We start from the raw sequence: 11,720 nt of genomic DNA on the forward strand, positions 1-11,720 counted from the left end.
TTTTGTTGGGCCGGTGAAGACTTACTGGTGTCCAGACGTCTTGTCATCGCATGAGGTTTGGCCTGAAGCCTTATCCTGCTGCTGTTGATTGGCTTCGCTTGCTTCAACTGCGTTGCGAAGCTCTGCCCACTCGCGTTCATGACGACGATAAAGCTCGTCGGAAACAGTCTGGATACCCATTTTGGTCCTCCGTTTTACCTGGTGCCCCAAATAACATAGCGAAGACGAAAATGTTGCATCACAAAGCGTAAGCGTTTGAAATCTTAATCGGTTTATATGTTTATAACTTCGCTTAGCTTTCAATTTTCCTGAATGGAAACACCACCTTCTCCGATTTTCATCTCAATCCCTGCGGGTTTGGTCTCTTCACGATAGACATAAACCGCGAGACCTGCGGCAACGACAATCAGCGCGCCAATAATCAGATAAAGCCCGTTTCTGTTCACACTCAGTCTCCAGGTTGTTAGTGATGAAGCGGGAACGTTCGCGCATGTGATTTGGTTCCGCAGAAGGTGATGGTCACAAAAAATACGTCCTCCCTTTTTTATCGAAGGGAAAAAATACAAACTGACGAATTTGCCTCTTGCTTTATCTCCTTGGATTATTTAGTGAAGCCGCACCGCTTGAAAGCGACGGAGCGTAGCGCAGTCTGGTAGCGCACCTGATTTGGGATCAGGGGGTCGCAGGTTCGAATCCTGCCGCTCCGACCATTTTCCCCAATATTTGAATTTGTTGTATATGGACGCCTCTGCTGTGGCGTGTGTCTTTATCGCGTTGACATACATTCCCGTGTAAACTATTGGCTTGATGGATTTTTAGCTCCCGGCGGGGCAAGAGAGTAGTTCAGGGTTCTTCAAATGGTTGCACGTATTTACCGTCCAGCTAAGACCGCGATGCAGTCCGGTCAGGCCAAGACAGACCAGTGGCTTCTGGAGTATGAGCCGGAAAGCCCGCGTATGGTTGAGCCTTTGATGGGCTACACTTCCTCCGGCGATATGAAGAGCCAGATTCGTCTGTTCTTCAACACACAGGCAGAAGCAGTCGATTATGCAAAGCGCAATGGTATCGCCTACCGCATTATCGAACCGAATGAGCCGAAGCGCCGAAAGGTTTCCTATTCGGATAATTTCCGCTTCGACCGGACAATGCCCTGGACGCATTGATTGTCTGTTTCGCCTCGCACTTGTTTCAGGCCAGGTGATGCGATAAATCGGCAGGGCTTTACTGGCAAAGCCCTGCATTCATTGAAATATCTTCGATCTTTTTCGGAAGGCGAGGTCCCGTAGCTCAGTTGGATAGAGCGTCAGCCTTCTAAGCTGAATGTCACAGGTTCGAATCCTGTCGGGATCGCCATCTCACTTTTCGCCTCTTATAAACCTCTGAAAAACCTTATGCTTTTTTGAGGTGTGGGGCTTTGGTTTCTAGGTGAGGGGATGGCATGTTCTTCTTCGATTGTTTGCGCCGCAACGGCGTCAGTCGTCCAGCCGAAAGTCGCCTTCAGTTCCTCATGAATGCCGCCGCGAAGCGAACACTTCGCGGCGTTTTCCAGTACTATTCGGATTTCCGTTACTGTCCGTGCGGGCCATCTGGAACGCGGTGTCTCATATAGACGCGCGGGCCGTGATCGCCAGGGCGCCCATGCCAGCCTCGGCGGTCGTGCCATCCACGGTGTTTCCAATGTCTGTCGCGATAGTAGCGACGATCACCGTGCCAGTGGTCGTCACGATCATTGAGGGCGGAGCCTATAGCAAGGCCAGCAATGAGCGGAATGCCGATCAGTGCAGCGGTTCGACCGAAATCATTGGAATACCTGCCAGATGTTCCCTCACGGAATGCCAGATAGCGCGATGATGCCCATCCATAGGTCGGGCCATAGCTAACCTGACACCAACCATAACTTGATGTGCAGCCCCGCACGTTTACGGGCGCGCCGTTAGGGATGGAGCCCAAAGTGGCGTAGCGTGTGCCGGGACCTGTGCGAATATTGAGGTTGGCGGTGGATATGGCGTTTGCCGCCTGCGCTGCGCCCGCCGCAAACACGCCGAAGGCAACAAGGACGGCTTTGAGAACAAGCTTCATCAGAGTTCTCCCTGAATTGTCTTTATTGTTTGCAAAACGAGATCGGCGGGTGAAGGTTCCCATCAAGTCAAGTGAGCAGCTCGGCCAGACAGGCCGAAACGGCACAAAATAAAAGCGCCGGAAAACCGGCGCTTTCGTTGAACATCGCACATTGCGGGGACTAACGTTTGCAGCGAGCCACATATATGCGGCCATGACGGTCACGATACTCGCAATTGCCATTGCGCAGTTCGCGTACCAGCAACCCACCCAGCGCACCCGCACCGGCGCCAATAAGTGCACCGCGTCCGCCGCCGGCGATCCCACCGATGACTGCACCTGCACCGGTGCCGATGGAGACGTCCTTTTCCGTGGTCGTGCAGCCTGCTATCACAAGCAAGGCAACCAATCCAAGCGCAGTTTTCCGCATCCCTATCTCCTCCTGAGAACAATCGGACTAAGCTTAAACGATTGATCTCGTGTTCGGTTGCTTTGGAACCGGCAACTCCGTGCGAAAAATATCGCACAAGAGACAGCGTCAATGGCGGCGATGACGCAAGATAACTGCAATGGCCAGTCCAGCCAGTCCAACCGCGATAATACCTTGCAGAATGAAAACCCAGTTCATCATGATGCAATCCTCTGCTTACCCCGTTGAGAGGCGCGTACGAATTTGGCTTCTACCTAGCGCATTTTAACCGGATGGGAAACGCATGAGAGTGTATTTAATCTAAGCCAATGAAATCATTAAATTTATTTAATGGTGGCATTCATTCGGCGTTCACATTGGCGGGTACATTTTACTTTTACAGAGTTGAACAAAGGAAGCCGAATATGAAGCCAATCATCATTGCTCTTACTGTCTTTTCCTTTCTTGCTGCGCCTGCTGCGATCGCGCAACCTTATCCGTTACAAGGCGACAAGCCGTCTCACAGTCAGATGCATAAAGTCGGTCCAAAATACGATGCGCGCAAGCATGACAACAGCCGTCATCAGAGCTGGAAGAGGGGCAGCCGTCTGCCGGCAAACTATCGCGGCTATGTCGTGAACAATTATGCGAGCTATGAGCTGCGCAAGCCGCCGCGCGGCTATCAATGGGTCAAGGTCAATAATGACTATATGTTGATAGGTATCACGACCGGGATCATATCATCTATTGTGGCGGGTCGGTGAACCATCTGTGGGATGAATCAAAAGGCGGCCCATGGCCGCCTTTTGAAATCGATTGTTAATTCTCAGGGCCAAAATATTTGGCTTTCAACTTGGCGATCTCTTCATTTTCATGCGCACTGATGATCGCCACCGAGGCGGGTTTGACAAGCTCGCTTTGGCGCGGAAAGGCAAAGCCATATTTGTCGGGGCTGAACACATTGCCGACAACCTCGAGAGGTTGGTCTGCATGCCGGTGGACGTAATGCTTCAGCACAGGGCCGTCGCCGACGACGGCTGCAATTTCATCATTGACCAGCGCGTTTACCGCTTCCGGCAAGTGATCGAAAGCTACCGTCGCAATTGAGCGCGATTTCAGGAATTGTTCTGCAACGCTGCCCGCTCGCACACCAACGGACTTTCCCTGCAGGTCGGATAGGCTGGAAATAGTGTTGTCGATATGGGCGACGGTCATAACGCTTGTGATCGATGAGGTCAGGTAGGCGATGATCGCTATGCCGAACACCATCCAGAATGTCTGCCAGATGCGTCCTGCCCAGCCGAAAAGGTTTTTACGCGAGGTTTTTCCCGAGGTTGCGATGGAAACCACGTGATAGAAACTCTCGGCAAGCCCCTCGCGCCAGCGCTTCGGAAACCCCTTATCGAAACGTCTATCGAAGATAGTGAGCAAGACCGTGGCGGCAATGAGGATGCCCAGTATCCAAGCATAGGTTACGAGATGTCCGGCATCGTTGAGGCGATTGATTAGATCGTCCCAGCCGCTTCCGGCCTGGGTGTGGACCATGATGCGCAGTCCTGCATCGAACCATGGATGAGTGAAATCGACGATTTCAGCACGGCTCTCCGTAATGGTCAGATTGGTGACCGCAGCTTCGACTTTGCCTTCAGAAACAGCTTTTACCAGTTCAGCATAGTTGGAAAATTCGACATACTTTGAAGCAAGGTTCAAACGTGCGGCAATATCCTGCCAGATATCTATGGCCATGCCGGAATAAGAATTGCCTTGTTTGTTGACAAATGGTTCGCTGACATACACGCCCACCTGCACAGGCGTCGTTGCTTGTTGGGCCTGTGAGATTGTCGAAACCGCCACCAATAGTAGAGTTAGAAAAAACTTATATAAGCTGTGATTGTTGAAGTTCTTCAGCGGCGTTGGCGACAAAGCAGCTCTCCACATATAGTGAGTACGTAACGTAATTTTGATTGTGTCGATATTTCATTTAAATTAATATTTACTACCAAAGAAGTGATTTTATAATCGGAGATACTATAATTAGTGAATACTAATTTAGTTTAAAATCTCATCCCCTGTGCATGGAACCGAACGCCATGTTGCTCAGTTATTTCGGCTAACAAGCCGAAGATCATAACAGGGCAAAAGAGGGGTCATGGAGAGCATCGACAATCTGGATTCCGCGATGCGTCCCATCACGTCAGCACCGCCACGTCTGCCAACCTTGGCGGCAATGGCTGTGGCTGTTGCAATTCTCTATTTTGCAAAAGATGTCTTCCTTCCGCTCGCGATAGCAGTGCTGCTGACATTCGCGCTGGCGCCGATCGTTGCCTTTCTGCGCCGGGCCGGTCTTCCGCGTTTGTTCGCGGTGATTACAAGTGTGGCGGGTGGCTTCCTGATTGTGGCTGTCTTCAGCGCTGTGGTTGCCTTTCAAGTCTCAGAAGTTGCACAGAATATCTCAATCTATCAATACAACATCATCGAGAAGATCAGGACGCTCAAAGAAGCTGGGGCCGACAACAGTTTCTTCGAAAGGCTCAATAGTTTTGCGGAGCGTGTCGGTGCGGAAATCAATAGGCCGGAGCAGAAAACGCAGGCCTTGCCATCGGATCAACCCGAAGAGAAGCCGCTCCTCGTCCAGATATTCGCGCCGCGCCATCCGGTAGAAACGCTCAGGAGCATAATCGAACCGCTCATAGGCCCGCTAGCGACGACGGGTCTTGTCGTGGTCGTTGTTATCTTCATGCTGCTGGAACGAGAAGAGTTGCGAGACCGCTTCATAAGGCTAGTCGGCTATGGTGACCTTCACCGCACGACCGAGGCCTTGCAAGATGCCGGAAAGCGGGTCGGCCAATATCTGCTGACCCAGCTTTTGGTGAATGTCACCTATGGCGTGCCTCTCGCCTTCGGATTGTGGATTCTGGGTATTCCCAACGCTGTGCTGTGGGGAATACTGGCTATTGTTTTGCGCTTCGTTCCCTATATCGGCCCGGTCATCGCGGCGATCCTGCCATTGTTTCTCGCTTTCGCGGTCGCGCCTGGCTGGGACTTGCTACTATGGACAATCGGGCTTTTCGTCGTCATCGAACTTCTCATAAACAATGTAGTCGAGCCATGGCTATATGGTTCCCGCACTGGCCTTTCACCGCTTGCGATCATCATATCGGCTATCTTTTGGACATGGCTCTGGGGGCCGGTCGGGCTCGTTCTGTCGACACCTCTAACAGTTTGTCTCGTGGTACTAGGGCGTCATGTGCCGCAATTTGAGTTTCTCGAAATCCTGTTCGGTAACGAGCCAGTCCTCGACCCGAAGGAACGGCTCTATCAGCGTCTTCTGGCGGGCGACCCGGATGAAGCAACGGACAATGCCGAAGAGATGCTGGAACGCAAATATCTCGTCGAGTTTTACGGTTCAGTCGCGATTCCGGCACTCTTGATGGCAGAGCGGGATCGCCTTCGCGGGGTTTTGACCGAGCCGCAGTTGCAGATCGTTGCCGAAAGCACAAAAACGCTGGTGGCCAATCTGGAGCAGATTGCGAATGAAGAGGAGGGGGATGATGAAGAGATCGCGATTGAAAATCCCGATGGCGATGGCAGTGCATCCGATCTGGAGCTTCCTTCTGGCGAAGGGCGGTCGCTTCTGACATTCGGAGGGCGAAAAGGGCTTGATGACACGGCGGCGATCATGTTGGCGCAGGTGCTTGCGGTACAGGGCGCTTCAGCAGAAGCCGCCGCGCACGATGTGTTGAAGCCCGCCAGTCTAAGAGCGCTGGAGCTTTCAGAAAGAGATACGGTGATGATCTGCTTTCTGGATCGTCGGGCGGCACGTCATGCCCGGTTTGCAGTTCGCCGTTTGCGACGGCTGCGTCCTTCTCTGCGCATCGGTGTGGTGCTCTGGCACGACCCAAGCGAAATACGGTCGGTTGATCGGGCGGCGTTACAGGAAGAAATGCAGGCGGATTTTGTCGCCTGCACGATGATTGAGGCCGTTGTGGAAGGGCTCTCCGAAATAGAATCTGTATCCTCGAAGACGGTTCGCGCGCGATCACGCAAAGTGACCGCTGCAAAACAAACTTAGATCGGGCGCTATCAAAAGTGTGAAGCAGCTTTCGCCAGGCTGTTCTAGATCGCCGCAAACCCTTTTTCGAGGTCCGCAATAAGGTCCGGCACGTCTTCCAGACCAATCTGGAGGCGGATCACCGGTCCCGGATAGTCCCCCTTGGCTACAGTCCTGTCATTGAGGCGGACATGAACCGCGAGGCTTTCGTAGCCGCCCCAGGAATAGCCCAGACCGAAAATTTCCAGCGCATCGAGGAAGGCATGGGCTTTCTTCTGCCCGCCACTTGCAAGCACGATGGAGAAAATGCCGGAGGAGCCGGAGAAATCGCGCTTCCAGATAGCGTGGCCCGGATGGCTTTCCAGTGCCGGATGCAAAACACGATCGACTGCCGGATGGCCTTCAAGCCAGCGAGCGATTTCCAGTGCGCTCTTTCGGTGATGTTCCAGTCGAACGCCCATCGTGCGCATGCCGCGCAGAATCTGGTAGGTATCATCTGCTGATGTGCACAGTCCGAGTGTTCCATGCGTTTCCAGAAGCTGCGGCCAGCATTTTTCGTTGGCCGAAACTGTGCCGAACAGAATATCCGAATGACCGGACGGATATTTGGTCGAGGCGTGGATGCTGATATCCACGCCGAAATCAAGCGCCTTGAAGTAAAGCGGAGTGGCCCAGGTATTATCCATCATGACAACGGCATCGCCCTTGTGCGCTTCTTCAACGATGGCTGGAATGTCCTGCATTTCAAATGTGTTCGACGCTGGCGATTCCGTGAACACGACCCTGGTGTTCGGCCGCATCAGCTTCGCAATGCCGGAACCGATCTCCGGGTCGTAATATTCGACGTCCACGCCCATGCGCTTCAGGATTGTATCGGCAAAATGCCGGGTTGGATTGTAGATTGAATCGACGAACAGCGCGTGATCACCCGGCGACAGGAAGGCGAGAAGCGGAATTGTTACAGCCGCAAGCCCGGAGGGCACACAGACCGTACCCGCCGAACCTTCCAGTGCGTCGATGGCTGCACATAGTGCATCGCTGGTCGGCGTGCCGCGCGTTCCGTAGGTATATTTCTGATTGCCGGTTGCCATTGTTTCCGCATCAGGAAAAAGCACGGTCGAGGCGCGGACAACCGGTGGGTTGACGAAACCATGATAATCGCGCGGCTGATACCCGTCGTGAGCCAGCCGTGTGTTTATACCCAGCTTCTCTACCTTGCCCTGCTGCTTAGTCACGAAAATGCCTCCAGACCATGTTGCATGCTATCCCACTGATTCTCGCCCACTGATTCTCGAAAGAGAGAATTCTGCCTAGTCACATCAAAATCGGCTGCGGCAAGAAGATCTGCGATTCCGCTTGCGGCGGAAACTTTGAATACTTGGATAGGATGCGCGCGTTCTGGATGCAACCTCACGTGCCATTAATTGCGTAAGATGCATTTGAAAGGATATTTCTGTTATGATGGAGTTAGGCACGGGCAGCATTTTTCTTTATCCCTTTCGCGCCGCACTGGAACTCCTTCAAGCTCTCATACGTCCGGCTTACAAGGGCGCGCCGTCCTCCTGGACGCTTGAAATGACGGCCATTGTCGTTCTCCTGCCGTTCATTATTCTCGTGTTGCACCTATGGGATGCTGACATCATCCGCGTCACGGCGCAAAGCACCAATCTCATTATGGAATTCCTGCGTGCTGTTACGGATGCGATTCGCACTGTCGTCTGGCTAGCAATAGGCATCGTCTTATGGCTTGTAACCGCGATACTGCTTTCACCGAAACTGCGCGCCAACGCCAGATCGTGGCTCGTGAAGCTTCATGGCTGGGCAACACTCATGCTGATCTCGATCGTTGTCGCAAGCGTGCCGGTGGAAATCGGTAAACTCGCCATCGGCCGTGCGCGCCCATTTCTTCTGGATGAGGTGGGAGCTGCATATTTTTCGCCTTTCAAGGGCCAGTTTCTCTATGAAAGCTTTCCGTCCGGCCACTCCATGATGGCTGGCATCATGATGGTGTCGCTTTGGATATTCCTGCCACGCTGGCGCATACTGACACTCCCGATCTGCATTCTTTTCGTCATCAGCAGGCTTGCCGCCGGTGCGCATTACCCAACGGACGTGGTCGCCGGTCTGACAATCGGATTCGTTACGACATGGTGGGTCGCCCGCTATATGGCGACGCGAAATATTATTTTTTCTTTGGATGACGATAGTGCAATGCCCCGCATGTGATTTCTCGCATAAGTTGCCGTATGGTGTGCATCCCTAGGATGGCGGTTCCATCTAAAGGTTTGTAATAATTAAACTCTATTGCAGTTCTTTGATGTGGCGCGGTATCGGTTTCAATCGTGAAATCGCCTACCCAGAAATCGGGAAACCCTGTAAATTTTCAAATGTTTCTCCGTCATCTTTTTTGTAAGCCTGTCCACCAGACTGCGTTAATGCCTTGACCAAAGGCAAAATTTCGCCTTCGATAAGACTTGTGAAGGCGACAGGTTTGTCACTGCGCTCAAAAATAATAATGGAAGACCGAAAGCGGTCTCGGGCGAGGGCAATCTGTCGTAGGGCATGGGCTTGGGGAGGTCACGCGGCTTTTCCACCGGTTTATGCAAAAATAAAGCAACAAGAGACGCCTTAAGCCAACGGCTCGGTGCTCTACAGGGAACAAAAAGGTTGCAGACCAGATGAAAAAAACTCTTATGACGGGTGTATTGGGTGCGGCAGCGCTGTTTAGCGTCGCTTCGGGAGCATCCGCTGACACGCTTTCCGATGTGAAGGCGAAAGGTTTTCTGCAATGCGGCGTTAATACGGGTCTGCTTGGCTTTGCTTCGCCTAACGACAAGGGCGAGTGGTCCGGCTTCGATGTGGACTATTGCCGCGCTGTGGCTTCCGCGATTTTCGGCGATCCAACCAAGGTAAAGTTCACACCGCTGAACGCAAAAGAGCGTTTTACCGCTCTGCAGTCGGGTGAAGTGGACGTCCTGATCCGCAACACGACCTGGACCATCAGCCGCGATACTGCGCTCGGTCTCGATTTTGCCGGCATCAACTACTATGACGGCCAGGGCTTCATGATCAATTCGAAGAAGCTGTCGGGCATCAATTCCGCGTTGCAGCTTTCCGGCGCTTCCATCTGCGTTCAGGCTGGTACGACAACCGAGCTGAACATGGCCGACTATTTCCGCGCCAACAAGATGGAATACAATCCGGTTGTCTTCGAGAAGATTGAGGAAGCCAACGCTGCTTACGATTCCGGTCGTTGCGACGCCTATACGACCGATCAGTCCAGCCTCTATGGCGTTCGTCTGGCGCTTGCCAATCCCGACGATCACGTCATTCTGCCAGAAATCATCTCCAAGGAACCCTTCGGTCTGACCGTTCGCCAGGGCGATTCCAAGTGGGCGGATGTCGTTCGCTGGACTCATAACGCGCTGCTCAACGCCGAGGAATACGGCATTACGCAAGCCAATGTCGAAGAGATGAAAAAGTCCGACAACCCGGACATCAAGCGTCTTCTTGGCGTTGAAGCTGACACGAAGATCGGTACCGATCTTGGTCTCGACAATGACTGGGTGGTGAAGATCGTAAAGGGCGTCGGCAATTACGGCGAAATATTCGAGCGCAATATCGGCACCAGCAGCCCGCTCAAGATTTCACGTGGCCTGAACGCCCAGTGGAACAAGGGCGGCCTACAGTATGGCGTCCCCGTGCGCTAATGGGCCTTGCTGTCCAGACTGATCATCGGCGGGTGCAGCAGCGCCCGCCTGATTTGTCAGCTCTGTAGTTTGTCCGTTTGCGAATGCCCCTGCATCACGCAGGTCTTTGAATGCTGACAAGCTGCTTTGAATTCAACCGCGTCTTGCGCGCCCGCAAGCTCGATATGGGCTTGAACAAGGGACGGAAGACCGAATGGTTCGGCATTCGATGCCGCGATCTCAGGAAACTGCCCCCAGATACGGCCTGCCTTTCCTGATCGACGTCGATGCAACCAGCCGAGAGGCACAGGAAACATATGGCTTCCTATTCTGCAACTGAACGTCGCCAGGACAGCGGCGGAACTTCGTTCCTGTATGATCCGCGGATTCGCGGCATCTTCTATCAGGTCATCGTCTTTGGCGCAGTCATTGGCGCAATCTACTGGATCGTTGGCAATACGATCACCAATCTGCAGCGCGCAAACATTGCGTCCGGCTTTGGTTTTCTTAATGGGCGCGCCGGGTTTGATATCAGTCAGACGCTTATTCAGTACAACAGCGATTCGAATTATGGCCGGGCCTTTCTGGTTGGCCTTGTAAATACGCTTTATGTTGCGGCTCTTGGTGTCGTCACCGCATCGATTATCGGCTTTCTGGTTGGTATCGGGCGCCTTTCGCGCAACTGGCTTATCCGCAAGATTTGCACGGTCTATGTGGAAATCTTCCGCAACATTCCGCCGTTGCTCGTGATATTCTTCTGGTATTTCGGCGTTTTGTCGGTTCTGCCACAGGCACGCGACAGCTTCGCACTCCCGCTGGGTACCTACCTGAACAATCGCGGCTTCTTCATGCCGTCGCCTGTCTGGGGTGAGGGAGCATGGCTTCTGCCGGTGGCGCTTCTCGTCGGCATTGTGGCTTCGGTGGTAATTGCAGGATGGGCAAAACGCCGCCAGATGGCAACCGGCCAGCCCTTTCACATCATACGTGTGTCCGCTGCCTTGATTATCGGCCTGCCGATACTGGCGCTGATTGCGACCGGCTTTCCGGTTTCATTCGATTTGCCGAAGCTCGGAACTTTCAATCTGACGGGCGGTGCACAGGTCAAACCGGAATTTCTAGCTCTGTTTCTGGCGCTTTCCTTCTATACGGCGTCCTTCATTGCAGAAACGGTCCGCGCCGGCGTTCTGGGCGTCAGTAAGGGGCAGACCGAAGCAGCTTATGCGGTTGGTCTACGCCCCGGCCAGACGATGCGGCTTATCATTGTGCCGCAGGCGCTTCGGATCATCATTCCGCCGCTCTCGAGCCAATATCTCAACCTTATCAAGAACTCGTCGCTGGCCATTGCCATCGGCTATCCCGATCTTGTCGCTGTGGGCGGTACTATCCTCAACCAGACCGGCCAATCGGTGGAAGTCGTCGCAATCTGGATGGTGATCTACCTGGGCATCAGTCTGATTACGTCCGGTCTGATGAACTGGTTCAATGCCAAGATGGCGCTGGTGGAGAGGTGACT

General features: G+C 53.3%; 13 protein-coding genes and 2 tRNA genes. 8 read left to right on the top strand and 7 right to left on the bottom strand.

Translation table 11 applies throughout. The annotated features are described in order from the left end of the window. Positions 1 to 21: 21 nt before the first annotated feature. Together FJQ48_RS22420 and FJQ48_RS13725 are read right to left on the bottom strand one after the other, a co-directional pair. Positions 22 to 180 carry a hypothetical protein gene (locus FJQ48_RS22420; protein ID WP_180350209.1) on the bottom strand — a complete coding sequence of 53 codons (159 nt, stop codon included), beginning with the start codon at positions 178 to 180 and terminating at the stop codon, positions 22 to 24. A 119-nt stretch (positions 181 to 299) separates the two neighbouring features. After that, entirely contained in the window at positions 300 to 446 is a 147-nt protein-coding gene (locus tag FJQ48_RS13725; protein ID WP_010661698.1) for a hypothetical protein, read from the bottom strand. A gap of 187 nt (positions 447 to 633) precedes the next feature. Between FJQ48_RS13725 and FJQ48_RS13730 the strand changes: the two genes are divergently transcribed. The 3 genes from FJQ48_RS13730 (at position 634) to FJQ48_RS13740 (ending at position 1,353) form a co-directional block, all read left to right on the top strand. After that, positions 634 to 710, top strand: a tRNA-Pro gene (locus FJQ48_RS13730). Between the two features lie 147 nt (positions 711 to 857). Continuing rightward, positions 858 to 1,163, top strand: coding sequence for an ETC complex I subunit (locus FJQ48_RS13735; RefSeq protein ID WP_139975577.1), 306 nt, complete (start codon positions 858 to 860; stop codon positions 1,161 to 1,163). A gap of 113 nt (positions 1,164 to 1,276) precedes the next feature. Then, positions 1,277 to 1,353, top strand: a tRNA-Arg gene (locus FJQ48_RS13740). Between the two features lie 213 nt (positions 1,354 to 1,566). Here FJQ48_RS13740 and FJQ48_RS13745 read toward each other — a convergent pair. After that, positions 1,567 to 2,079 (bottom strand): SH3 domain-containing protein, encoded by a 513-nt coding sequence (locus FJQ48_RS13745; RefSeq protein WP_139975578.1) that lies wholly within the window; start codon positions 2,077 to 2,079, stop codon positions 1,567 to 1,569. A gap of 160 nt (positions 2,080 to 2,239) precedes the next feature. Continuing rightward, on the bottom strand, positions 2,240 to 2,488 hold the full coding sequence (locus tag FJQ48_RS13750) for a YMGG-like glycine zipper-containing protein (protein WP_139975579.1): 249 nt from the start codon (positions 2,486 to 2,488) through the stop codon (positions 2,240 to 2,242). 404 nt (positions 2,489 to 2,892) lie between these two features. Here FJQ48_RS13750 and FJQ48_RS13755 point away from each other — a divergent pair, with 404 nt between their 5' ends. Further along, positions 2,893 to 3,231, top strand: coding sequence for an RcnB family protein (locus FJQ48_RS13755; protein WP_139975580.1), 339 nt, complete (start codon positions 2,893 to 2,895; stop codon positions 3,229 to 3,231). Between the two features lie 55 nt (positions 3,232 to 3,286). On the opposite strand, the gene FJQ48_RS13760 is transcribed toward FJQ48_RS13755, so the two are convergent. Further along, on the bottom strand, positions 3,287 to 4,213 hold the full coding sequence (locus tag FJQ48_RS13760; protein ID WP_348770741.1) for a transporter substrate-binding domain-containing protein: 927 nt from the start codon (positions 4,211 to 4,213) through the stop codon (positions 3,287 to 3,289). A gap of 403 nt (positions 4,214 to 4,616) precedes the next feature. Between FJQ48_RS13760 and FJQ48_RS13765 the strand changes: the two genes are divergently transcribed. Beyond that, the gene (locus FJQ48_RS13765; protein WP_139975581.1) at positions 4,617 to 6,539 is read left to right on the top strand and encodes an AI-2E family transporter; all 1,923 of its coding nucleotides are present in this window, start codon (positions 4,617 to 4,619) and stop codon (positions 6,537 to 6,539) included. A gap of 44 nt (positions 6,540 to 6,583) precedes the next feature. On the opposite strand, the gene FJQ48_RS13770 is transcribed toward FJQ48_RS13765, so the two are convergent. Next, entirely contained in the window at positions 6,584 to 7,753 is a 1,170-nt protein-coding gene (locus FJQ48_RS13770; RefSeq protein WP_139975582.1) for a cystathionine beta-lyase, read from the bottom strand. 223 nt (positions 7,754 to 7,976) lie between these two features. Between FJQ48_RS13770 and lpxE the strand changes: the two genes are divergently transcribed. Then, entirely contained in the window at positions 7,977 to 8,744 is a 768-nt protein-coding gene (gene lpxE, locus FJQ48_RS13775; protein ID WP_139975583.1) for a lipid A 1-phosphatase LpxE, read from the top strand. 452 nt (positions 8,745 to 9,196) lie between these two features. Further along, complete coding sequence (locus tag FJQ48_RS13785) at positions 9,197 to 10,228, top strand: amino acid ABC transporter substrate-binding protein (RefSeq protein WP_139975584.1); 1,032 nt, start codon at positions 9,197 to 9,199, stop codon at positions 10,226 to 10,228. Positions 10,229 to 10,284: 56 nt separating this feature from the next. Here FJQ48_RS13785 and FJQ48_RS13790 read toward each other — a convergent pair whose 3' ends face one another. Further along, positions 10,285 to 10,524, bottom strand: coding sequence for a hypothetical protein (locus FJQ48_RS13790; RefSeq protein WP_139975585.1), 240 nt, complete (start codon positions 10,522 to 10,524; stop codon positions 10,285 to 10,287). Here FJQ48_RS13790 and FJQ48_RS13795 point away from each other — a divergent pair, their 5' ends adjacent. Continuing rightward, the gene (locus FJQ48_RS13795) at positions 10,525 to 11,718 is read left to right on the top strand and encodes an amino acid ABC transporter permease (RefSeq protein ID WP_139975586.1); all 1,194 of its coding nucleotides are present in this window, start codon (positions 10,525 to 10,527) and stop codon (positions 11,716 to 11,718) included. Positions 11,719 to 11,720: the final 2 nt, after the last annotated feature.

Source organism: Ochrobactrum sp. CGA5 (genome assembly GCF_006345815.1).
GTDB lineage: Bacteria > Pseudomonadota > Alphaproteobacteria > Rhizobiales > Rhizobiaceae > Brucella.